19 protein-coding genes are annotated in these 22,098 nt (G+C 69.3%); 12 read left to right on the plus strand and 7 right to left on the minus strand.

All coding sequences use genetic code 11. The features are described 5' to 3' along the window. Positions 1–136 precede the first annotated feature (136 nt). Positions 137–1,150 carry a zinc-dependent alcohol dehydrogenase family protein gene (locus JQX13_RS28285; protein WP_203402594.1) on the plus strand — a complete coding sequence of 338 codons (1,014 nt, stop codon included), beginning with the start codon at positions 137–139 and terminating at the stop codon, positions 1,148–1,150. Here the strand turns inward: JQX13_RS28285 and JQX13_RS28290 are convergent. Then, complete coding sequence (locus JQX13_RS28290) at positions 1,137–2,537, minus strand: amidohydrolase family protein (protein WP_239013906.1); 1,401 nt, start codon at positions 2,535–2,537, stop codon at positions 1,137–1,139. The two genes, JQX13_RS28285 and JQX13_RS28290, sit on opposite strands and share 14 nt — an antisense overlap. Before the next feature lie 418 nt (positions 2,538–2,955). On the opposite strand from JQX13_RS28290, the gene JQX13_RS28295 reads away from it, so the two are divergent. Then, positions 2,956–4,134, plus strand: a complete 1,179-nt coding sequence (locus JQX13_RS28295; RefSeq protein WP_203402596.1) for a xylosidase — start codon at positions 2,956–2,958, stop codon at positions 4,132–4,134. Positions 4,135–4,144: 10 nt separating this feature from the next. Here JQX13_RS28295 and JQX13_RS28300 read toward each other — a convergent pair whose 3' ends face one another. Then, positions 4,145–4,318, minus strand: coding sequence for a hypothetical protein (locus tag JQX13_RS28300; RefSeq protein ID WP_203402597.1), 174 nt, complete (start codon positions 4,316–4,318; stop codon positions 4,145–4,147). Positions 4,319–4,576: 258 nt separating this feature from the next. Between JQX13_RS28300 and ftsZ the strand changes: the two genes are divergently transcribed. Beyond that, positions 4,577–5,791 (plus strand): cell division protein FtsZ, encoded by a 1,215-nt coding sequence (gene ftsZ, locus JQX13_RS28305; protein WP_203402598.1) that lies wholly within the window; start codon positions 4,577–4,579, stop codon positions 5,789–5,791. Between the two features lie 40 nt (positions 5,792–5,831). Here ftsZ and JQX13_RS28310 read toward each other — a convergent pair whose 3' ends face one another. Next, positions 5,832–6,209, minus strand: coding sequence for a hypothetical protein (locus JQX13_RS28310; RefSeq protein ID WP_239013907.1), 378 nt, complete (start codon positions 6,207–6,209; stop codon positions 5,832–5,834). 125 nt (positions 6,210–6,334) lie between these two features. On the opposite strand from JQX13_RS28310, the gene JQX13_RS28315 reads away from it, so the two are divergent. Genes JQX13_RS28315 through JQX13_RS28325 form a run of 3 tightly spaced genes read left to right on the plus strand, consistent with a single transcriptional unit; the run spans position 6,335 to position 8,729 of the window. Next, positions 6,335–7,684, plus strand: coding sequence for an acetyl-CoA carboxylase biotin carboxylase subunit (locus JQX13_RS28315; RefSeq protein WP_203402599.1), 1,350 nt, complete (start codon positions 6,335–6,337; stop codon positions 7,682–7,684). Positions 7,685–7,727: 43 nt separating this feature from the next. Next, complete coding sequence (locus JQX13_RS28320) at positions 7,728–7,940, plus strand: biotin/lipoyl-binding carrier protein (RefSeq protein WP_203402600.1); 213 nt, start codon at positions 7,728–7,730, stop codon at positions 7,938–7,940. Positions 7,941–7,955: 15 nt separating this feature from the next. Further along, positions 7,956–8,729, plus strand: coding sequence for an enoyl-CoA hydratase/isomerase family protein (locus JQX13_RS28325; RefSeq protein ID WP_203402601.1), 774 nt, complete (start codon positions 7,956–7,958; stop codon positions 8,727–8,729). 24 nt (positions 8,730–8,753) lie between these two features. Here the strand turns inward: JQX13_RS28325 and JQX13_RS28330 are convergent, their stop codons facing one another. Further along, positions 8,754–9,347 carry a response regulator gene (locus tag JQX13_RS28330; protein ID WP_203402602.1) on the minus strand — a complete coding sequence of 198 codons (594 nt, stop codon included), beginning with the start codon at positions 9,345–9,347 and terminating at the stop codon, positions 8,754–8,756. An 87-nt stretch (positions 9,348–9,434) separates the two neighbouring features. Continuing rightward, complete coding sequence (locus JQX13_RS28335) at positions 9,435–11,231, minus strand: FHA domain-containing protein (RefSeq protein ID WP_203402603.1); 1,797 nt, start codon at positions 11,229–11,231, stop codon at positions 9,435–9,437. A gap of 659 nt (positions 11,232–11,890) precedes the next feature. On the opposite strand from JQX13_RS28335, the gene JQX13_RS28340 reads away from it, so the two are divergent. The 4 genes from JQX13_RS28340 (at position 11,891) to JQX13_RS28355 (ending at position 17,128) form a co-directional block, all read left to right on the plus strand. Next, the gene (locus JQX13_RS28340; RefSeq protein ID WP_430384105.1) at positions 11,891–14,176 is read left to right on the plus strand and encodes a glycosyltransferase family 39 protein; all 2,286 of its coding nucleotides are present in this window, start codon (positions 11,891–11,893) and stop codon (positions 14,174–14,176) included. Then, positions 14,173–15,090 (plus strand): ABC transporter ATP-binding protein, encoded by a 918-nt coding sequence (locus JQX13_RS28345; protein ID WP_203402605.1) that lies wholly within the window; start codon positions 14,173–14,175, stop codon positions 15,088–15,090. The genes JQX13_RS28340 and JQX13_RS28345 overlap by 4 nt, the downstream gene beginning before the upstream one ends. A gap of 2 nt (positions 15,091–15,092) precedes the next feature. Beyond that, positions 15,093–15,893, plus strand: a complete 801-nt coding sequence (locus JQX13_RS28350; RefSeq protein WP_203402606.1) for an ABC transporter permease subunit — start codon at positions 15,093–15,095, stop codon at positions 15,891–15,893. 185 nt (positions 15,894–16,078) lie between these two features. Then, positions 16,079–17,128 carry an SPFH domain-containing protein gene (locus tag JQX13_RS28355; RefSeq protein ID WP_203402607.1) on the plus strand — a complete coding sequence of 350 codons (1,050 nt, stop codon included), beginning with the start codon at positions 16,079–16,081 and terminating at the stop codon, positions 17,126–17,128. 126 nt (positions 17,129–17,254) lie between these two features. Here the strand turns inward: JQX13_RS28355 and JQX13_RS28360 are convergent, their stop codons facing one another. After that, complete coding sequence (locus JQX13_RS28360; RefSeq protein WP_239013908.1) at positions 17,255–19,216, minus strand: chromosome segregation protein SMC; 1,962 nt, start codon at positions 19,214–19,216, stop codon at positions 17,255–17,257. Between the two features lie 30 nt (positions 19,217–19,246). Between JQX13_RS28360 and epmA the strand changes: the two genes are divergently transcribed. Together epmA and JQX13_RS28370 are read left to right on the plus strand one after the other, a co-directional pair. Further along, the gene (gene epmA / locus JQX13_RS28365; protein ID WP_203412247.1) at positions 19,247–20,233 is read left to right on the plus strand and encodes an EF-P lysine aminoacylase EpmA; all 987 of its coding nucleotides are present in this window, start codon (positions 19,247–19,249) and stop codon (positions 20,231–20,233) included. Between the two features lie 44 nt (positions 20,234–20,277). Beyond that, positions 20,278–20,943, plus strand: coding sequence for an inorganic pyrophosphatase (locus tag JQX13_RS28370; protein WP_203402608.1), 666 nt, complete (start codon positions 20,278–20,280; stop codon positions 20,941–20,943). Here JQX13_RS28370 and JQX13_RS28375 read toward each other — a convergent pair. Then, complete coding sequence (locus tag JQX13_RS28375) at positions 20,940–22,079, minus strand: energy transducer TonB family protein (protein ID WP_203402609.1); 1,140 nt, start codon at positions 22,077–22,079, stop codon at positions 20,940–20,942. The two genes, JQX13_RS28370 and JQX13_RS28375, sit on opposite strands and share 4 nt — an antisense overlap. Between the last annotated feature and the right edge of the window lie 19 nt (positions 22,080–22,098).

Here is a 22,098-nt window from a genome sequence, read left to right on the forward strand (position 1 = left end):
AGCCGTTGGCACCCGCCTGTTCGGTAGAGCCCTGTCGTGGGAGCCCTCCATGCCTGGACGAGGGGATTCTGTGGCGGGGCCCGGGAGCCTTCGCTAGTCAGCGCGGCACCTCGTTCACGCGACAGGAGTGCTGCGCATGAAGGCGTATGAGCTGCAGAAGACGGGTGGCATCGACGCTTGGGTGAAGGTGGAGAGGCCCGAGCCCAGGCCCGGCCCGGGCCAGGCCCTGGTCCGTATCCGGGCGGTGTCCCTGAACTACCGGGACCTGCTCATCGTGGAGGGGCGCTACATGGGGCCCACCTCGCGTCCCATCATCCCGGTGTCGGACGGGGCCGGTGAGGTGGTCGCGGTGGGGGCGGGGGTCACCCGCGTGAAGCCCGGCGACCGCGTGGCCCCTACCTTCTTCCAGACCTGGACGAGCGGTGAGCCCACGGCGGATCTGCGGGACAAGGCGCTCGGCGCGGGGAGCACCGACGGCGTGCTGGCGGAGTATGTCGCCCTGGATGCGGAGGGGCTCGTGCACCTGCCGGAGCACTTCTCCTTCGAGGACGGAGCCACGTTGCCCTGCGCGGCGGTCACGGCGTGGAACGCGCTGGTGCCCCAGGGCCGGCTCCAGGCGGGTCAGACGGTGCTGGCCCAGGGCACGGGTGGCGTCTCCATCTTCGCGCTCCAGTTGGCCCGGCTGTTGGGAGCGCGCGTCATCATCACCTCCAGCCAGGACGAGAAGCTGGAGCGCGCCCGGGCGCTCGGCGCGGAGGGGACCGTCAACTACAAGAAGAACCCCGACTGGGAGGAGAAGGTCCTGGAGTTGACGGGAGGGAAGGGCGTGGACCACGTCATCGAGGTGGGCGGCGCGCAGACGCTCCCGAAGTCCATCCGCGCCTCACGCTCCGGTGGGCACATCGCCCTCATCGGCCTGCTCAGCGGGAGTTTCGGCAAGCCCGACCCTTCCGTCGCCGAGTCGAAGAATCTCCAGATCGAGAACATCTTCGTGGGCAGCCGCGTCATGTTCGAGGACATGAACCGGCTCATCCTCCAGCACCGGATGAAGCCCGTCATCGACCGGACCTTCCCCTTCGAGGAGGCGCGCGAGGCGTTGCGCTACCTCCGGGATGGCGCCCACTTCGGCAAGGTCGTCATCGAGGTCTGACGGTCTGCCCGTCGAGCGGAGCGGCGGGGCGGGTCACCTGGACGCCGCGCCGCCAGACGGCATGGATGGCCCGGGTGTTGCGGATGTCCTGGGTTGGGTCCGCGTCCAGCACCACGAGATCCGCCACCAGGCCCGGCGCGATGGCGCCCCGGTCCTTCAAGCCCAGCAGCTCGGCCGAGTCGCGTGTCGCCGCACGCAGGGCCTGGGCGGGAGTCAGGCCGGCCTGGGTCATCAGCTCGAGCTCGCGGTGCTCGGCGAAACCGGGGATGCGCTGGGGCATGGCGCCCGAGTCGGTGCCGAAGCCGATCCTCACACCGGCCTGGTGCAGGGTGCGCAGGTTCTCCTGGTTGAGCTTCACCGCCTTCCGCGATTTCTCGGTGCCCGTGCTGGCGAGCGTCTCGCGCCGCCACGTGGCGTCATCGAAGCGGCGTTGCAGGGCTGGGTCCACCGCGGCGCGGAAGAAGGGCTCGTCCATCCAGGACGGGTGCTCGGCGTAGAGGTAGTTCGCCTCGTCCAGGTTGATGGTGGCGATGTACCAGACGCCGCGCGCCTTCATGGCCTGGACGAAGGCGTCATCCACCGGCGCATCCCTCACCCCATGGCCGAGCACATCGACACCCGCCTCGACCAGCGCCTTGGCGTCATCGAGGTCGTGGATGTGAGCGAAGACCCGCAGGCCCTGGCGGTGCGCCTCGTCGATGGCGGCGCGGTAGATGTCGGGGCTCAGCTTGGGGACCGAGCCGCCCAGGCTGTCGACCCACAGCTTCACCATGTCGGCTCCCTGCCTGGCCATGTCCTGGACCGCGGCGCGCGCGGCCTCGGGCGTTTCGGGACGCGCGACCTGGTCGTCCTCGAGGCCCATGCCTCGCGCAGGCGGCGTGCCCAGGGGCGCTCCGATTCCCGGCCCCGCGCCGTAGAGGTCCGCACCGCTGGCGTTGCCGTTCAGCTCTCGTTTCAGGGAGTAGAACAGGGGCGGGTTCAGGCCCAGAGAGTTGACGGTCGTCACACCGTACTCGGCGTACCGGGCCAGCTGCCGGGTGATGTTCTCACGGGTATAGAAACGCCGCCCCGTTTCCACGCCCGAGACGTTGCCGACGTGGGAGTGCGCCGCGATCAGCCCCGGGATGAGCGTCTTGCCGGAGTAGTCGACCACGCGCGCTCCGGCCGGGACCTGAAGCGAGCCGCGAGGCCCCACGGCGCGGATGCGTTCGCCCTCGAGCACCACGGTCATCGGTCCGCTCACGGCATCGCCGTCGAACACGTGTGCGCCTTCCAGGACCACCACGGGGGGAGATGCGGTCGGGCCTGGCGCATGCGCGCAGCCCAGGGCGGCGTGGAAGACGAGCGCCGCGAGGGCGTGCACCAGGGGAACGAAGCGCGGGTTCATGAGAGCGGGCCTCCGGTCGAGAGTGACGGCCCAGGATGTTCGCCTCGCCATGACCGCGCAATGCGCGAGTGTGTCCGCGGAGCACGCGGCATGAGGACATCCTCGGTGGGGCATGAGCGGCTCCTCTGACGAGGCGGCACGCGCGCTGGCACTGAAGCATCTTGGGCCGTCAGGCCGGCTGCCCACCACCCGGGCGCACGGGCTGCTCCGCTGTCGAGTCATTTTCGGAATGGGTTCGGAGGCACATCCGGTTTCCGCTGCCGTCACCTCTGCCCTGGATCCGATGCCGCCCGACCCTTTCGAGCAGAAGCCCGCTCCTGTTCCTTCTGCCCCTCGGCCGTCTGCTCTCCCCCAGAAGCACAACACGCTCGCGTCGACCCTGCCCGCGCCTTTCGTGGTCGACGCTCCCGGAACGAGCTTGACGCTCGGTGCGCTCCTCGCGCGGCCAGCCCTGGTGCCCGAGTCGCTCCTCGCCGACAACATGCCGGACCCGTATGTCCTGCGGCTGTCGGACACGAGCCCGGGAGGGCCGGAGACGCAGGGGTTGTGGCTCATCGCCACCTCGAGCAATCGCCCCTATGCCTTCCGGCTCTACCGGTGGCATGAGGACCGGGCGCGGTTCGAGGCCGCCGAGAAGGAGGGGCATCTCCTGGCCGTGTTCCCCGAGGGCCAGCTGCCCGCGTGGTGGAACCAGGGCGAGCCGGTGCCGACCGAGCCGGACCTTCCCGAGGATCTCCTGCTCGCACGTTGGGCGCCGGAGATCTTCGAAATCGGAGAGCAGCTGGTCCTCTTCTACACCGCGCGCGACCGACAGGGCGTGCTGCGCAGTGCCTACGCCACGAGCCGCTCCATCGAGGGCCCCTGGACGGACCACGGGCCGCTGGACGTCAACCCGCGCGTGAAGGAGCTCGTCCCCGACTACCCGGGCGGGCCCGCCGGGGACAACCCGGTGCTGGGTACCATCGACGGGACCGTGGTGCCCATCGAGGACGGCACGGGGCGCGAGCGTCAGGCCCTGGTGGTCAAGGTGGACGGCAACGCCCTGCGCTGGGTGGAGCCGTGCACGGGCCGGTCGCGCACCGTCCCGACGCCGCTGGTCGCGCGGGAGTTCACGCTCGGGCCGGACGGGACGCTCCACTTCGTTGGTTCTCCCAACGTCATTCTCACCGACGGCCCCCATCATGGCGGGCTCGTCGAGGGACAGTTCTTCGTCCGGGAGAACGGGCAGCTCTACGTCATCTACAGCGCCGGCTTCTTCGGCAACCACGAGTACCACACCTACGTGGGCAAGCTCGATGACGTCCTGCGCGGCCTGGTCCGGGACGAACGTCTGCTGATGGACAGCGCGAGCCCCGCGTTGGGAGGGGCGTGGAACGGTCCGGGACACCCCTCGTTGGTGAAGGAGGGCGAAGGTTTGTACTCCCTCTATCTCCATGCGTGGCGGAGCGGGACCGACTACTGCGCCCATGGCGAGGCGCGGAAGGTGCTGCGCTTCCACCTGTCGTTCCGCGACGAGCAGGGCCTGCCGTGTGAGCCGTTCGTCGTCGAGGACCGGCAGGCCTCGCGCGGCGCGTCCCGAGTCATCGAGGCGGCCTGACGCGCTCCGTTCACGGGCTCGGCGAGAGGTCCTGCTGGATGGGGACGGCGGTGTTGAGGTGCTGCTGCACCTGCCCGCGGGCCACCTGGGCGAAGTCGCGCAGCTCGGCGCGCTGGATCTGCGGTTGGATCACGCTGTCCATCAGGAACAGCGTCTTCGCGTGGAGCGCGACCAGGCTGGCCATGAGCCCGTTGTCGTGGCACGAAGCGTGCGTGAGGTCGCGTGAAGAGACCTCATCGCGCGAGTCAAGAGGCGTGATGCACCCACCGCGCCGCACGGAAGCGCCGTGGTGCTTCCGCGTAAGTGCCTGTGACGACTTGGCGTCGCGACGTAGCGCTACATGTTCGTAGCTGAGAACTTGCCAAAGATCGCGACTTGCTGAAGATGGCGATTGCAGGTGCGCGCGCGGGCACGCGTGGCCTGCGCTGAAAGAAGGAACCACATGGACCAGTTCGACCAGAACAAGCAGGCCGCAAAGATTCGTGTCGTCGGCGTCGGTGGCGCTGGCTGTAACGCGGTCAACACGATGATCATGGCGAAGCTTGAGCGGGTCGACTTCATCGCCGCCAATACGGATGTTCAGGCCCTGGCTGCGAACAAGGCTCCCGTGCGGCTGCAGATCGGTCAGACCCTGACCAAGGGCCTGGGCGCCGGCGCCAACCCGGAGATGGGCCGCGAGGCCGCGCTCGAGTCGCGCGATCAGATCGCCTCCATGCTCGAGGGCGCGGACATGGTCTTCGTGACCGCCGGCATGGGTGGCGGCACCGGTACGGGCGCGGCTCCCATCATCGCGGACATCGCCAAGAGCCTGGGCTGCCTCACCGTGGGCGTGGTCACCAAGCCCTTCCTCTTCGAGGGCAACAAGCGCCGCAAGCAGGCGGAGCAGGGCCTCGTGGAGCTCAAGGCCGCGGTGGACACCCTCATCACCATCCCCAACCAGCGGCTGCTCACGCTCAGCAACGCGCCCATGCCGCTGCTGGAGACCTTCAAGCGCGCCGACGAGGTGCTCCTCAACGCCGTTCAGGGCATCTCCGACCTCATCCAGTACCACGGCTACATCAACGTGGACTTCGCCGACGTGAAGACCATCATGAGCGACAAGGGCCTGGCGCTCATGGGCACCGGCCACTCCTCCGGCGACAAGCGCGCTCTCAACGCCATGCAGCAGGCCATCTCCAGCCCGCTGCTCGAGGACATCTCCATCGACGGCGCCACCGGCCTGCTCATCAACATCACGGGCGGCCGCGACATGACCCTCCAGGAGGTCAACGAGGCGCTCACGCTGGTGCACGACGCGGCCGATCCGGACGCGGAGATCATCTTCGGCTCGCTCATCGACGACAACATCCAGGACGAGGTGAAGATCACCATCATCGCCACGGGCTTCGTGTCGCGCGATGCGAAGGTGCGTCAGCCGGCTCAGGTGGTGCAGGTGCCGGTCGTCACCCGTCCCTCGCCCGTGTCGCTGAACGTGGCGCGCGAGGAGGTGGCCAGCCTGGTGCCCGCCAAGGCGGGTGTGCGCTCCATGCCCTCGGTGGAGAGCCGCTCGCTGTCCGGCCGCACCGCGGTGGTGAAGGACGCGGCGCTGCCCCTGGACGAGGATCAGTTCGACATCCCCACCTTCCTGCGCCGCCAGGGTCAGACGGAGATGCCGTGAGGCGGGGGCCCCGGTCCGCGAGGGCTGGGGTCTCGCCGAGCTAGCGCCCGGGGAGGCGGGCCACGCTCGCCGCCCGGTGGTGGCGCCCGGAGAGGGCATCACTGCGCGAGAGCAGCGTGTCCAGCTCGCGGTAGACCTCGTCGATGCGCTCGGGCAGTCGCGGGGCGGGAACCACTCCGTCGCCGGAGAGCTGCTCCAGCAGGGAGCTCGCGCGCTGTAGCAGTTGATGGGCTCGGAGCAGGGCCCGGCCGGTGCGGGTCCCCTGGGGCGAGAAGAGGCTGCCTCCCTGATAGAGGGCCTCGACTGCCGTGCGGTTGGTGCGAAGGCGCTCGGTGACTCGCGCCCGGTACATCTCCAGCCGCCGCTCGTGGCGCGCGCCCTGGAGATCCACCACTGTTCCTGTCGTGGAGGGCTTCACGGCCAGGGACGCTACGCCATTTACCTACATGCCCGCAACTTCCCGGCCGGAGGTGCGTTGTCTCCTTGTCAGGTCGCAGGTGGGGGTTTAGGTTCCCTCGCCTCACAGCGGAGGGGTTGCGAGCCATGTTCAAGAAGCTGCTCATCGCCAACCGGGGTGAGATTTCCCGGCGGATCAACACCGTGGCCAGGGGGATGGGGATCTCCACCGTGGCCGTGTACTCGGATGCGGACGCGGAGCTGCCCTTCGTGCGCGAAGCGGACGAGGCGGTGCGCATCGGGCCCGCCGCCGCCAAGGACAGCTACCTGAACATCCCCGCCATTCTCGAGGCGGCGAGGTCCACCGGCGCGGATGCGGTGCACCCCGGCTACGGCTTCGTCTCGGAGAACGCGGATTTCGCCACCGCCTGCAAGGCCGCCGGCATCACCTTCGTGGGTCCGCCGCCCGAGGCCATGCTGCGGATGAAGGACAAGAGCCAGGCGCGCAAGCTGGTGGCCGCCGCGGGCGTGCCCATCGTCCCCGGCACCGAGGACGTGCTCCCGGACGTGGCCTCCGCGCTGGCCGCCGCCGAGCGCATCGGCTACCCGGTGCTCTGCAAGGCCGCGGGCGGTGGCGGTGGCATCGGCATGGCCGCGGCGAAGGACGCCGCCGAGTTGGAGAAGGTCTTCCGTCAGTGCACGGACCGCGCGAAGGCCGCCTTCGGCCGCGAGGGCGTGTACATCGAGCGCTACTTCCCGGCTCCGCGCCACATCGAGGTGCAGATCCTCGGGGATCACCACGGTCACCTCATCCACTGCCTGGAGCGCGAGTGCTCCATCCAGCGCCGGCACCAGAAGGTGGTGGAGGAGGCTCCCTCGCCGCTGTTCGCCGACGGGCGCAACGCGGAGCTGTCGCAGAAGCTCTTCACGGCGGCCATCGCCGCGGCCAAGGCCTTCGGCTACGCCAATGCCGGCACGGTGGAGTTCCTCTACTCGGATGGCGACATCTACTTCATCGAGATGAACGCCCGGCTCCAGGTGGAGCACCCGGTGACGGAGCTGACCACGGGGTTGGATCTCATCGGCTGGCAGCTGCGCATCGCCGCTGGCGAGAAGCTCACCGTGAAGCAGGAGGACGTGAAGCGGCGTGGGGCGGCGCTCGAGTTCCGCATCTACGCGGAGGACCCCGTGAAGTTCTTCCCCTCGCCGGGCCCGCTCAAGGTGTACCAGCCGCCCACGGGCGAGGGCGTGCGCCTGGACTCGGGCTACGCCGAGGGCAACACCGTCACGCCGAACTACGATCCGATGATCGCCAAGCTCATCGTCTCGGGCGCCACGCGCGCCGAGGCCATCGAGCGCTCCATCCAGGCGCTCCAGGGCTTCCGCATCGAGGGCATCAAGACGAACATCCCCCTGCACCTGCGCATTCTGCAGGAGCCTGTCTTCCGCGCGGGGGACCTGAACACGCGCTTCCTGGAGCACCACGCGAAGCCGTAAGTAGGGGACGCACAACACGCAGCACTCCAGGAGGAGCACAGCGATGGCGGACGTGGCGGCGCACATCACCGGGACGGTGTGGAAGATCGAGGTGCAGGTCGGACAGGCGGTCTCCGCGGGGGACACGCTCGTCATCCTCGAGTCCATGAAGATGGAGATGCCGGTCGAGGCGCCCGAGAGCGGCACGGTGAAGGAGATCCGCTGCAAGGAGTCCCAGCCGGTCAACGAGGGCGACGTCCTCGTGGTGCTCGGGTAGAGCGGGACGCGCGCGGTGCAGCCATCCTCCCTGCTCGTCGAGGACCGGGACGACGGTGTCCGGGTCCTCACCCTGTCCAACCCGGCGCGGCGCAACGCGCTCGACGACAGCCTGGTGGCCCGGCTGGACGAGGCGCTGGCCTCGGCTCCCGGCAAGGTGCGCGCCGTGCTCATCCGGGGAGCGGGAGGGACCTTCTGCTCGGGCTATGACCTGAACCTGCTGGCGGCGCCCACCGAGGACCGCCTGCCGGATGACGGGCTGATGGCGTGCTTCTCGCGACTGGAGTCGCTCCCGCTGCCCAGCGTCGCGCTGGTGCAGGGGTGGGCCTTCGGAGCGGGCTTCGATCTGGCGGCCGCGTGTGACTTCCGGGTGGGAGCGGAAGACGTCGTCTTCAGCATGCCCCCGGCGCGGCTGGGCATCGTCTACTCGCCGGACGGGCTGACGCGCACGGCCCGGCTGGTGGGCGTGGCCCGCGCGAAGAATCTCTTCCTCACCGCTCGGCGGCTGGATGGGAAGGAAGCGCTGGCCTGGGGCCTGTTGGACGAGTGCCTCCCGGCCGCGGACGCCGAGACGCGCGCCCTGGAGCTGTGCCGGACGCTCGCCGCGCAGGCGCCCCTGGCGGTGGCGGGGATGAAGGAGACCTTCCGGTTGCTCACGCGGGCGGCGCTGTCCGACGCGGAGCGGGCGCACCTGCGCGAGGTGCGGGCCCGGGCCTTCGCCAGCGAGGACGCCCGGGAGGGCAGGGCGGCGTTCCTGGAGAAACGCACGCCCCGCTTTCGCGGCCAGTGAGGCGGGCCGCCCCCTGACGGCGGCTCAGGTATCGCCGAAGAGCTCGCCCATCCGCAGCTGCAGGGCGGAGGCGATCTTGTACAGCGACGAGATGGAGGCCGAGGACTCGGCGCGCTCGATCTGCGACAGCAGCGACACGGACAGGCCGGTGCGGCGCGCGAGCTGCTTGAGGGTGAGGTCCTGCGTCTTGCGCGCGTCGCGGATGGTGCGGCCGATGGCGCGGTGCAGGTCGGCCTCGGGATCCTGCGACAGGCCCTTCTTGGCGAGCGCGTTGCGCACGGCGCCGAGGAACTGATCCGGCTCCATGGGCTTCTTCACGTAGTCGCTGGCCTGGTTCTTCAGCGAGGCCACGGCCGTGTCCACCGTCGGGTAGGCGGTGGCCACGATGACGGCGACGTCCGTGTCGTACTTGCGGATGTGCTCCAGGACCTCGGTGCCGGACATCACCGGCATCATCATGTCCAGGATGACGAGGTGGAAGTCGGCGCTGCGGAGGATCTCCACCGTCTTCGTGGGATCCGTCGTGGTGACGACGTCATAGCCCTCGCGCATGAGGACGAGCTTCAGGTAGTCGCAGTTGTCCTGCTCATCGTCGACCACCAGGATACGAATCTGCACGAATCTTCTCCTCGTGTGAGGGGCGGGGGCCCGCAGCCCGGGAAGCCGCACACGCCAGGGGGGTGGCGTGCGCGGCGCTCTTCCGGGCTACTTGCCACCTCCCGGTTGTTTCTGACTCTTCTCGTAGTCGGCAACCAGCTTCTTCACGCCAGCGGCCATCTCATGGTCGGGCGCGAGTCGTAGGAACTCGCGGTAGTACTGAGCGCCTTCGTCCGGACGCTTGCGCCGGGCCACCGTCGCGCCCAGTGCGAGATAGCAGGGCGCGTAGTTGGGCTCGAGGGCGATGCATTTCTTCAGGACGGACTCGGCCTCGGGAAGCTGCTGCTTGCGCACCAGCGTCACGCCATCGTCGTAGAGCTGCTTGACCTGCTGCTCCGTGGAGGGGCGGCGCGCCGTGCCCGTTGCCGTGCCACCCGCGGGAGGCTTGCTGGTACCGGACTTCGCCGACGTCTCGAGCGCGGCCTCCACCTTTTCCTTGAGCGCGGTGTGCTCCTCGGCGAAGGCGAGCGTGCCCTCGGAGGCCTCGAGGTACTTCTGGGCCTCCGGGAGCCGGTTCGCGTCGAACTCCTTCTGCGCCTGGTCGATGTTGTGCTTCGACTCCTGCTCGGCCCGGGCCTGCTTCAGCAGTTCCTCGGCCTCGGTGGGGCGCTGGCCCTTGGCGTCCTGGACGGACTCGAGCGTGGCCACCGCCGTGTCGAAGTCACGCGCGTCGATGGCGGCCCGGGCGCTCTGGAGCTTCTCCTCGATGGGGAGGGAGGACCCGGCGGGTTGCTTCTCCGCGCCGGATGCCGGCTCCTGGCGCGCCTGCGCCGGATTGGACGGCTGCGCCTGCCGTGGCTTCTTCTCCACCGCGACCGGCTGGGGCGGGACAACGGGGGTGGCGGGGGTCTCTCCCAGGAGGAACCAGGCCACGCCTCCGCCCACGCCGAGCAGGACGCAGCCCACGAGGGCCAGCACGAGCCCCTTCTTCGATCCCTTGGAAGTCCCCTCGTGCGTCAGTCCCTCGGCGCTCTGGCCCGGGCCGATGAAGCGCAGCTTCACGTGGCCCAGCTCGATGAGGTCTCCGTGCGAGAGCGGCGCCTGCGCGTAGCTCTCACCGTTGACGGCCATCCCGTTGGCCGACTGCATGTCGATGATGCGCCACTCGCCCGAGTCCTCGCGGACGATCTTGGCGTGCGTGCGCGACAGCGAGCGGTGGTCGATGGTGATGTCGTTGTCGTCGGTGCGGCCGATCCGCACCTCCGTGCGGAGGCAGGCGAACTCCTGCCCCTTGAGCTCGGCGCTCACCACCAACAGGTGCGGGGCTTCCGCCGCGTCCACCGGGGACACCCTGCGGGGCCGGTTCATCTCCACCTGATCCATCCGGATCACCGCGGTGGAGTTGCGGCGCTGCTCGGACGGAGTGGGTGTGGGCGCCTCGTCCTCTTCCTCCTCCTCCTCGTGGCGGGCGGCGGGGACGTCCGGCTCCGTCTGGGCGGCTTTGGCCTGCAGCTCGTCCATGGCGGCCTGCAGGGCCGCCGCGGGCAGCCGGATGGTGGGCGCGCCTACCTGATGCTGCGGCTGGGGCGGAGGTTGGGGTGGGGGCTGGGCGGCGGCTTCGCGCTGCACGGCCAGGTCGTAGTCGCCGATCTGGATGAGGTCTCCGTCCGCGAGCTGGGCATGCCCCTGGATGCGCTCACCGTTGATGCGCACCCCGTTGTAGCTGCCCAGGTCCTCCACCAGTACGTGCCCGTTCTGGCGCACCAGGCGTGCATGGCGACGCGACACGTTTCGCTCGGTCAGGCGGATGGTGTTTCCCTCCTGACGACCGATCGTGATCTCGTCCCGCACGAAGGGGACTACAGTCTTTCGCCCCTCGTCGTCTTCGATGATGAGCTTCAGCACGGGTTGGGTCCCCTTACAGCTATAGCAGAACGCCCCTGAGCATCTCAAGGAGGGCATCCACCCCAAATGACAGGGATTTTCCCGCAGGAAGGAGCCTGCGGGGGTCGGTTGTCTATCGGACAGATGGCCGCGAGCCCGCTCAGGATGCCCCGCATATAAGGAGGACCTGATGGGGGCGGGACGCCGCTGCCCACCTCGGGGGTGAGAATGGAGGGAATGGTACGGTGCGTGCACCAGGCGAGCCGTCGTGCGCCTGATGGTTCTCCGGCCCCTCCCAGACGCGCGCTCCAGGCCCTCAGGGCGGTGCCACTCCGGGCCTCGGTGACGAGCAGCCGGTGGGTGTTGATCCACGGCGTGCCCTTGCCGCGGCTGGGGCAGCAGGACGCGCTCGAGGGGGCGATCGCTCTTCCGTGCCATCCACGTCCAGCTCATGCGTGGGGGCGGCGAGACAGCGTTGGGAGTCAAGACACATGCCCTCGCCCGGTGAGCGACCCGGCGAGGGGGGCGATGTGCAGATGGATGTGCAGTTCCGGGCACGATGCGCGGCAGACTGCTCGGCGCCGGGCTCCGGCGGAGGTCGACCGGAGCGGGAGGCAGGGATATAAGGCCGCGACCCGCGCCAGGCGCGTGGGCCCATGCGGATGGAGGCGTGTTTCCCCGTGTCGAGCAACGGAGCTGAGCAGGAGCCGCAGACCTTCACCGAGGCCATCCTCGGCAAGGGCATCCACCAGGAGTCATGGGCGAAGCGCTGGATGGCGTTGGAGCCGTCGCTGCGCGTGGCGCTGGCGACGGCCGCCTTCGCGGCACTGCTCTTCATCCCCTACCTGGGCGCGGTGGGCCTGTGGGACTGCTGGGAGCCACACTACGGCGAGGTGGGTCGCGAGATGATCCAGCGCCGCGACTACGTGTTCCCCTTCTGGGAGAACGCGTGGTTCTTCTCCAAGCCACCGCTCACCATGTGGATGCAGGCGCTGGGGATGCAGGTGGTGGGCGCGATGCGCAGCGAGGGCGCGCTGGGGCTCTACACCGAGTGGGGCATGCGGATCCCCTTCGCGCTGCTGAGCATCACGGCGGTGTCGCTGCTGTCGATGGCGGTGGCGCGCGTGGTGAACCGGCGCGCGGGCCTGGCCACGGGCTTCGTGCTGGCCACCATGCCGCTCTACTTCCTGCTCACCCGGCAAACGGTGACGGACACGCCCTTCGTCACCACGCTGGTGTGCGCCATGGCGTGCGCGATCATCGGCCAGCTCGACGACACCACGAAGCACCGCGCCGGCTGGTGGTACGCCTTCTACGTCTTCGCGGGCCTGTCCACCCTGGCCAAGGGTCTGCTGGGCGTGGGCCTGCCGGCCGTCATCCTCGTCCTCTACGCGCTCTTCGCCGTCATCCCCTACGACGCGGCGAGCCTCAACGCGCACCTGCGCTGGCTGCTGGAGGGCTCCTTCCGCGCCGAGGTCCGCGAGGGCAAGCAGCCCATGCCGGTGTTGTGGGGGCAGATGTACAAGATGAAGCTGGGCACCGGCATCCTCGTGTTCTGCGCGGTGGCCGTGCCCTGGTACCTGGTGCTGAGCCTCTTCGACGGCGTGGACGACGAGGGCAAGCTCTTCTGGTACCGCTTCTTCATCCACGACCACCTCAACCGCCTGAGCGCGGGCGTGCACACCACCACGCCGGGCGGCACCTTCATCTACTTCATCGAGCAGGGGGGCTTCGGCATCTTCCCCTGGGTGGCGCTGGTGCCGGGGGCCTTCGCGCTGGTGTCCCGGCTGCGGCCCCGCTCGAGTGACAAGGCGGACCACCTGGCCCTCATCGCCGCGCTGTGGGTGGCCTTCTCCTTCACCCTGCTGGCCTCCTCGGCCACCAAGTTCCACCACTACGTCTTCCCGGTGTTGCCGGGCCTGGCCGTCCTCATCGCCCTCTTCGTGAACAAGCTGTGGGAGGAGGGCATCTCCGCCCACGTGATGAGCCTCGTCTTCGGGCTCGTCCTCTTCATCCTCGTGGGCCATGACCTGGCCAACAACCCGAAGAACTTCACCGACCTCTTCGTCTACAACTACGACCGGCCCTACCCCTTCGACCTCGTCACCAAGCCCATCGCCATGTTCGCCTCCCGCCCGCTGTGGGTGGGGGACCTGGTGACGCTGGTGCTGCTCTGCGTGGGCGCCTACCTCGCGGTGGGTGTGTTCCAGGCGAAGTCCGGCTCCTCGGTGTACGCGCGCGCGGTGGCGCTGCTGTGCCTGGCGGTGGGCGGCGCCTTCCTCGTGCCCATGGCCATGCGCGGGGTGCCCGCCACGCCGCTGATGGGCGTGGCCCTGTTCCTCGTGGGCGCCTGGGTGGCGTGGCAGGCCTACCGGGCGCCGGTGGACGCGCGCACGTCGTTGTGGCTCTTCGCCTCGGCCCTGCTGCTGGTGGGCGCGATGTCCGCCGTGCGTGGCTTCCGCGCCCCGGTGGCGAGCGACTCGCTCCTCAAGTCCCTGTCCGCGCCCGTCAACGTGAAGATGGCCCTGGGCTTCGTCTTCACCGTGGCCGGTGGCCTGGCCGTGGTGGCGGCGCTGCAGCGCGCCCGGGTGATGCTGTACGGCACCTTCTGGGCGCTCGCGGCCGGCTTCGCCCTCTGGTTCAACTGGGGCCACTGGGTGGACCTGTCCCACCACTGGACGCAGCGAGACCTGTTCTGGCGCTACTACGCCCAGCGCAAGCCGGACGAGCCCATCACCGCCTTCATGATGAACTGGCGCGGAGAGACCTTCTACTCGCGCAACCAGGTGAAGCAGATCCGCGAGCCGGGCAAGCTCAAGCCCTTCGTGTCGCAGCCCGGCCGCGAGTGGGCCCTGGTGGAGCACAACCGGCTCGGCGTGCTGCGGCAGGCCGCGGGCACCGACAAGGTCATCACCGTCATCGACCGCGACATCAACAACAAGTTCGTCCTGGTGAGCATCGATTGAGCGGCATCTCCGTCCAGGGGGTCGCCAAGCGCTTCGGTGCGCGCACCGCGGTGGAGGGGTTGACCTTCGACGTCCGCCCGGGCGAGGTGTTCGGCCTGCTCGGGCCCAACGGCGCGGGGAAGACGACCACGGTGCGCATGCTCACCGGGCTCCTCCAGCCCTCGGAGGGCGAGGCGCGCGTCTGGGGCCACTCGGTGCGCACGGATGGCGAGTCGCTGCGCCGCGTGGTGGGCCTGCTCACCGAGCAACCCGGGCTCTATGAGCGGCTCAGCGCGCGCGACAACCTGCGCTTCTTCATGAAGCTGCACGAGTTGGACGAGCGCGAGGCCTGGCCACGTGCCCTCGCCTACCTGGAGCGCTTCGGGCTGGCGGGCCGGGAGAACGACCCCTGCGGGAGCTTCTCCAAGGGCATGCGGCAGAAGCTGGCCATCGTGCGCACGCTGGTGCACGACCCCAAGGTCATCTTCCTGGACGAGCCCACGAGCGGGTTGGATCCGGAGTCGGCGCGCACCGTGCGTGACGCGGTGGCGGAGTTGGCGGCGGAGGGGCGCACCATCGTGCTGTGCTCGCACAACCTGGCCGAGGTGGAGCGGCTGTGCACGCGGGTGGCGGTGGTGAAGGGACGGTTGCTGGCGATGGCCCCGTTGAAGGAATTGCGGCGAGCGGGCAGCGCGCTGGACGTGAAGGTGGAGGGCGGGGCCGAGCGCTTCGTCCCGGCGCTGGCGGCGCTGCCCTTCGCCCCCAACGTGCTCGCCGAGGGCGCGCGGCTGCGGGTGATGCTGGAGGACGAGTCGCACGCCCCGGACGTGGTGGCGTGTCTGGTGGGCGCGGGAGCGCGTGTGCACAGCGCGGTGCCGGCCCAGCGTCCGCTCGAGGAGGTCTACCTGGAGCTCATCCGCGAGGGGAGGGTCTGAGCATGGCGTTCCATTCCCGTCGCGCGCTGGCCGTCTTCTGGAAGGACTTCCTGGATCTGCGCAGGAACCCGTCGCTGCTGCTGGCCATGGCGGCGCTGCCCATGGTGCTGGTGGTGGTGCCGATGATCGTCGTCTGGACCTACGTGAGGGATCCGAACGACACCAACCTGCGGGTGCTCGCGCTCTACTACGATCCGAGCCTGCCCCTGGGCGCCAACGCGGGGCGCTTCCTGGTGGAGCGCACGCTGCTGGACTGGTTCGGCATGTTCCTGGTGATGCCGGTGTTCGTCCCCATCCTCATCTCCTCGCAGAGCGTGGCGGGGGAGAAGGAGCGGCGCACTCTGGAGCCGTTGCTGGCCTCGCCGGTGACGGCGGTGGAACTGGTGGCGGGCAAGAGCCTGGCCTCGCTGGTGCCCGCGGTGCTGATTACGTGGGTGGCCTTCGCGCTGCTGTGCGTGGGCGTGGACGTGGTGGCGTGGCCGTTGGGCCAGGGGCTCCTGATGCCCAACATGCTGTGGCTCTTCGGGGTGATGGTGCTGGCGCCGCTGTTCGCCTTCTTCGGCAACGGTGTGGCGGTGCTCATCTCCGCGCGCGTGGCCGATGCGCGCACGGCCCAGCAGCTCTCCGCCCTGGTGGTATTGCCGCTCGTGGGGCTGGTAGCGGGACAGGTGGCCGGTTTCCTGAACGCCGGGCCAGGCTATTATGCCCTGCAGGGCGCGGTGGTGTTGCTGCTTGACGCGGTGCTTCTCTGGGTCAGCGTCCGTTTGCTGGAGCGCGAGCGCCTCATCAGCCGCTGGGGGTAGCCGGGCGGACGCTCCCCTACCGGGTTGACTGGCCAAGGGTGCGGAACCTCTGGCATGTTCCGGGGGGCAGGCCGGTTGCAGTGCGATCGGCGGGCATGCAATGGACCCGGTCGCTATGCGTTAGAGGGGTAGGCGGCGTTGGGCTCCCGGTGTCGACGCGGTCTCTAGGAGGCGACGAAAGCACGATGGGATTCTTCGGTGGAATCAAGGACGAGGCGAAGCGCAACTTCATCGCGCGCGCCGATGAGGCGAAGGGCGAGATTGTCTACAAGTATCCGGAGAAGAACATCCGGATGCTCACCCAGCTCACCGTCGATGCCGACGAGATCGCTCTCTTCGTGAAGGACGGGAAGGTGGAGGGCAAGCTGGGGCCGGGGCGGCACCAGTTGGACACCAGCAACATCCCGTTCCTGTCGCGCCTGGTGGAGGGCTTCACCGGCGGCAACCTGTTCATCTCCGAGGTGTTCTTCGTCTCCACGCGCGAGTTCACGGGCGTGAAGTTCGGCGGCCCCATCGGTGACGTGCGCGACCCGGAGACGGGGCTGGGCATTGGGACGATGGTGTACGGCGACTTCTCCATCCGGGTGACGGAGGCGGAGAAGCTGGTGGTGGGCCTGGTGGGCATGGGCCGCACGAGCAACGCGGACTTCCTGGGCTGGTTCAAGGGCCAGGTGCTCAAGGTGACGCGGGATCGCATCGCCGAGCTGCTGGTGAAGAAGCGCTGGCCGCTGCTGGACGTGACGAGCGGCGCGTACACGGAGGAGATCGAGACCGAGGTCATCGCGGGTCTCAAGCCCCACGTGGACACCTACGGCCTCACCGTGGTGCGGATGGGCAACTTCCACGTCAGCATCAAGGAAGAGGACGAGGCGACGCTGAAGAAGCTGTCGAAGGACGTGGCGTACTCGCGTCTGGCGGGTGGTTTCCAGCAGTACGCGCAGGGTCAGGCGATGCTGGGCGCGTCCGAGGGCATGGCCAAGGGCGGTGGCGGCTCGGATGGCGCGCTGCAGGGAATGGGGATGGGCATGGGCTTCGGAATGGCCCAGATGTTCGCCAACCAGCAGAACCAGCAGCAGCACCACCCGCAGCAGCAGCCTCCTCCGCAGGCGGCGGCCCCGGCTGACACGCGCAGCCCGGCGCAGCGGCTGAAGGAGCTCAAGGAGCTGAAGGACGCGGGCGTGCTGTCGGACGACGAGTACAACACCAAGCGCGCCGAGCTGATGAAGCTCCTGTAGCCCCATCCCCTCTCCCTCTGGGAGAGGGACGGGGTGAGGGTAGAGGAGTCCACGAGTTGTATCCCGAGGCCTCCGTCCGTGTTCAGGGCGGGGGCCTTCGTGTTTCAGGCGCCCCACCGAGTGGAGTCAGTGGGTCTTCTTGCTGCTCCGGGTCTTCCGTCCGTGCTCCGGACGGGCGCTCTCTTTCTTCCTGGAGGTCGTGGCCCTCGAGGAGCGGGCGTGCCGGGTCTGGGTCTTGCTGAGCTTCGAGACCTGGGTCCTGGAGGCCGAGGGCGGAGCCGTCGGAGCCGGAGTAGGAGCCGGAGTAGGAGCCGGAGCCGGAGTGGCGGGAGTGGGCTCGGGAGCAGGAGTCACGGGCGCCTCCGCCGGAGCGGGCTCCTGCGCCGGGGCCTCGGGGGCCACCGGGGTGTTCTCCGGAGAGGCCGGGGCGGTGGGCTTCGAGGTCCCGCTCTCCTCGCGGACATCCAGCTTGATGGGCACGCCCAGGGTGGCGCCGAGCCGCAGCAGCAGCACGTCCGGGGCAATGCCCTTCTCGCCCATGGCCTCGGCCACCTCACGGGCGGAGAGCGCGTTGCCGTGGGCCCACAGCTCCTTGAGGAACTTGCCGGCGTCCGGCTCGTGCCACCAGGACGGGCCGAAGCGCGCCTTGAGCTGGCCCTGGAGCTGGCCCGCGAGGAACCACGCGCGGAAGTTGTCCGCGGACTGGAAGAAGTCCTCCTGGTCCACCAGGTAGCGCGCGACGTCGTTGTCCGTCGCGGGCATCTCGTCCACGCGCTCGAGGATGCTCCTGTACAGCTCGCGGGGATCCACGTCCTCCTCCTGCTGCCGGTGCAGCGCGAGCTGGTACAGCAACTTGCCCGCGGCGCGGCGGATGAGGAACAGCTTGTGGGCGCTCGTCGCCGCCAGGTACGTGGCGCGGTCCTTGCCCGTCAGCCCCGCGTGCTCCTCCAGCCACACCGGGTCCTCCGACAGGTCCTCGAAGAGGGCCGCGTACGCCTCGGTGACGGTGGGGTTGCCCAGCTTGGCCAGCTCGAAGCGGGGCTCCTTCGTGAAGGCATAGTGCAGCGCGTGGCCGAACTCGTGCAGCAGCCGCGCCTGCTCCAGTGCGCCCTCGACGGGCCGTACCGACAGCCGCACGTCCTCGGGCACTTCGACTCCCAGCGTCAGCGGGCGCGGGTTCTTGCGCTTCACGTCGTCGCGCGCGTCGATGCGCACGTTCTTCATCTCGCCCAGGTCGATGCCCATCCCCGCCAGGGTGCCGTGCGCGCGCAGCAGCAGCTCGCCCTTGGGGAAGAAGCCGTCCACCTCGCGCGGGCGGAACAGCCGCGGCAGGTCCGCCCGGGTGAGGCTCGTGAAGGGCATCCCCAGCTCGCGCTGGGCGAGCCGCTCCATCACTTCCTTGTAGGGCGCCTCGGTGGCCTGGAGCACCTCCTCGGCCAGCAGGCCCAGCCGGCCCAGGTCCGCCTGCCGCAGCTCGCCGCCGAAGGCCTCGTACGAGGTGTAGCCCAGCTCGCGCAGCAGCTGCTCCGTCCGCTCCTCGCGGCGGTGGATGAGCGGGTTGAGCCGCTCCAGCGCGGGCGTGGCCGCGACGTAGAGGGCCTTGCGCCTCGGTGCGCTGCGCTCGTTGGCGAGCAGCCGCTCCAGGTCTCGCCAACGCACCTCGCGGCCGTCCACCTGGAAGGTCAGGGACGCCTCCAGGTTGGCGATGGCGTCGTTCACCTCGGCCAGCTGCTGCGACAGGTACTCGCCCGCGAAGTGCGACTGGAGCGCGGTGAGGGCACGCAGCTCGCGCGCGTCCGTGGTGCGCTGGCGCAGTTGATCGATCTTCCGGATGTTGTCGAGGCTGAACAGCGCCTCCTTGCCGACGTACGTGGAGGCCACGTCCGCCCGGGCTCCCTCGGCCCAGAAGCGCCACACCAGCAGTTCCTGCGACTTGAGGAGGTCCTCGGCCTCGGCGGCGAGCCGGGCCACTTCGGCGGCCAGCTTCTGCTCCTCGGTGAGCGGAGGAGCGGCGGACTTTGTCGTGGCGCACCCGCCGAGGGAGCTGAGACCGAGGAGAAGGACGAGTGCGGGAAGCCTTGGGCGCATGGGATGCGCAATGTAACTTCCGCGCCGCTCATGCCCAATCAACTCCAGTGGCGCTCGGCCGCCGCCCGGCAGGCACTCTACGGAGCCCTCCGCCGTTTCTTCACCCAGCTCGGCTACCTCGAGGTGGACACACCGCTGCTCGTCCCCACGCCGGGGATGGAGCCCCACATCACCGCCTTCGAGTCGCCCTTCGTGCCCGAGACGGACGTGGGCCAGCGCCGCACCCTCTATCTGCACACCAGCCCCGAGTACGCCATGAAGCGGCTGCTCGCCGATGGCGCGGGTCCCATCTTCCAGATTTGCAAGGTATTCAGGAACGGGGAGGTCTCGAGGACCCACAACCCCGAGTTCACGATGCTGGAGTTCTACCGGCCCCGGGCGGACTACCACGCCATCATGGCGGACCTGGAGGGGGCGCTGGCGGAGGCGGACCGGACGGTGGGCGGCGATGGCTTCTTCACCCGCACCCCCTATGAGCGGCTGTCCGTGAGGGACGCGGTGCTCCGGACGACGGGCATCGACTTGAGGGCCTGTGCGGATGGCCCCTCCCTGAAGCGGGCGGCGGAGGCGGCTGGGGTGCGCACCGGGGACGCCACCAGCTTCGACGATGTGTTCTTCCACCTGTTCCTGCAGAAGGTGGAGGGGACGTTGGGTTGGGAGCGGCCCACCTACCTGACGGAGTACCCCGCCTCCATGGCCTCGCTGGCGCGGCTCAAGCCGGGGGAGCCCTCGGTGGCGGAGCGCACGGAGCTGTACGCGAAGGGGCTGGAGCTGGCCAACGGCTTCTCCGAACTGACGGACGCGGTGGAGCAGCGGGCTCGGTTGCTGGAAGAACAGGAATTCCGGCGTGTGACGGGCAGATCCGTCTACCCACTGGACGAGCGGTTCCTTGACGCGGTAGGCCGCATGCCGCCTTCGGCGGGGATCGCCGTGGGGCTGGACCGTATCTTGATGTTGTTGCTGGGTGTGGAGGCCATTTCGGATGTCCTCCTCTTTCCGGCGCACGAATTCGTCTGAAGTGAAGGACCCCGGGCGCGCATGGCACTCGGGATGGAAGTGACATGGCCACCAAGAAGCAGCAGACCCACAGTTTCCAGGCACACCCCTGGCACGGCATTGCCCCCGGCGACGAGACCCCCGAGGTCGTCACCACGTACATCGAGATCGTCCCCACCGACACGGTGAAGTACGAGCTGGACAAGGAGTCGGGCCTCCTCCGTATCGACCGCCCGCAGCGGTTCTCCAGCCAGTGCCCCACGCTCTACGGGTTCATCCCCCAGACGTTCTGTGACGAGCTGGTGGCGAAGCGCTGCGCCGAGCGCACCGGCAACAGGGACATCAAGGGTGATGGGGATCCGCTCGACATCTGCGTGCTGACGGAGAAGGTGATTCCGGCCGGCGGGCTGCTGGTTCGCGCGGTGCCGGTGGGTGGCTTCCGCATGGTCGATGGCGACGAGGCCGACGACAAGATCATCGCCGTGCTGGAGTCGGACCTCGTCTTCGGGGCCCTGCAGCACGTCGCGCAGCTGCCGACCACGCTGGTGGAGCGCCTCAAGCACTACTTCCTCACCTACAAGCAGATTCCCAGTGAGGCCAAGCGCGCGGTGGAGATCGTCGAGATGTACGATCGCTCCGAGGCGCACGAGGTCATCAAGCGCAGCATGAAGGACTACCAGCGCGTGTACGGCCAGGCTCCGGCGCGCAAGTCCCGTGGCCGCAAGGGCTAGCGCACCTCGAGCAGTCGCACGCGCTTGTAGAGCCGGCGGTCGAGCGGCATCCGCATGTCCGTGAGCTTCATCTCCGCGTCGAATTCGACGCTGAGTGTGGGGACGGGCGGACTGATGGAGACGATGAGCTCGATCTGCCACAGGCTCACGAGCCGCGTGCGGCCCTGGAGGGCCTCGGGTGGAGGAATGGGGAGTCGCTCGGCGGCGGCGCGGATGTCGGCGATCGCCTCACGGTCCACCTGGGCGTCGTTGCTGGGGGTGACGAGCTCCACGCTGAGCAATCGGCCCTCGGTGTCCTGCACCACACGCACGGTGGCGCGGCGGGTGGCCCGGAATTGCTCCTTCATCTGCCGGCGCAGGGAGCGGCGGGCCTCGAGCGTGGGATCTCCCCCGGGCGGTAGCCGGTCGTTGGCCTCCGGGGTGTCCGTGTCGAGCGGAGAGCCCGTGTTGGCGTAGGCCGAGGCGCGATCCGACCAGACGCGCATCCACTCCTTCGAATTGCCGCGGGTCTGTTGGAGGAAGCCCTGGAGGCCCTTGGCGGAGACGGCGCGCTCGGCGTCCCAGTGCTTCAGCAGGGATTTGCCCAGGTCGGAGAAGTAGGGGTGCACCAGGCCGCGATCCACCTTCCCGCGGCGCACGCCCTCCATGACCAGGTCGGCCACCTTCTCCTCCGGCGTGGAGGGGACGGGCACGCCCGCGTCCGGCACGTCGACGCCCTTGTCGGGGCTCCATGACAGCGAGGGGGAGGGGAGGAGCCGCGAGGGGCCCGGGCGGAGACCCTCGGCACGGGGGGCGTCCGCGAGGGGCATGTCACCCGCGGTGGAGGCGGGGACCTCGGTGGGGGTGGGCGGCGAGACCGGCGGGGGCTTCGTCTCGGCGCGCGCGGGGGGCGGCGGGGCGCGGGGTGGCTTCGCCGGAGGGGCTCTCGGAGGCGCGGGCTTCGGAGGCTCGGGCCTCGGAGGCTCGGGCGGGGGCGCCACGTCCACCTCGACGAACTGGAGTGTCGCCTGGGCGGGGACCGGAGCCGTCCGCGGCCCCTCGAGGGGGGAATGCCGCGCCTCCATCCACAGCCAGACCCCGGCGTGCAGCCCGAGGCTGAGGACGAGGGGGAGCAGCAGTCGGCGGGAGTCCGGCATCACGGCGCCGATTCAAGCA

The organism is Archangium violaceum (assembly GCF_016859125.1).
Taxonomy (GTDB): Bacteria; Myxococcota; Myxococcia; order Myxococcales; family Myxococcaceae; genus Archangium; species Archangium violaceum_A.

Coding starts and splice junctions, on each gene's coding strand:
- JQX13_RS28370 (WP_203402608.1), top strand. CDS start 20,278: ATGGCCACCAAGAAGCAGCAGACCCACAGTTTCCAGGCACACCCCTGG.
- JQX13_RS28300 (WP_203402597.1), bottom strand. CDS start 4,318: ATGGCCAGCCTGGTCGCGCTCCACGCGAAGACGCTGTTCCTGATGGAC.
- JQX13_RS28355 (WP_203402607.1), top strand. CDS start 16,079: ATGGGATTCTTCGGTGGAATCAAGGACGAGGCGAAGCGCAACTTCATC.
- JQX13_RS28320 (WP_203402600.1), top strand. CDS start 7,728: ATGGCGGACGTGGCGGCGCACATCACCGGGACGGTGTGGAAGATCGAG.
- JQX13_RS28285 (WP_203402594.1), top strand. CDS start 137: ATGAAGGCGTATGAGCTGCAGAAGACGGGTGGCATCGACGCTTGGGTG.
- JQX13_RS28315 (WP_203402599.1), top strand. CDS start 6,335: ATGTTCAAGAAGCTGCTCATCGCCAACCGGGGTGAGATTTCCCGGCGG.
- epmA (WP_203412247.1), top strand. CDS start 19,247: ATGCCCAATCAACTCCAGTGGCGCTCGGCCGCCGCCCGGCAGGCACTC.
- ftsZ (WP_203402598.1), top strand. CDS start 4,577: ATGGACCAGTTCGACCAGAACAAGCAGGCCGCAAAGATTCGTGTCGTC.
- JQX13_RS28290 (WP_239013906.1), bottom strand. CDS start 2,537: ATGAACCCGCGCTTCGTTCCCCTGGTGCACGCCCTCGCGGCGCTCGTC.
- JQX13_RS28360 (WP_239013908.1), bottom strand. CDS start 19,216: ATGCGCCCAAGGCTTCCCGCACTCGTCCTTCTCCTCGGTCTCAGCTCC.
- JQX13_RS28375 (WP_203402609.1), bottom strand. CDS start 22,079: ATGCCGGACTCCCGCCGACTGCTGCTCCCCCTCGTCCTCAGCCTCGGG.
- JQX13_RS28350 (WP_203402606.1), top strand. CDS start 15,093: ATGGCGTTCCATTCCCGTCGCGCGCTGGCCGTCTTCTGGAAGGACTTC.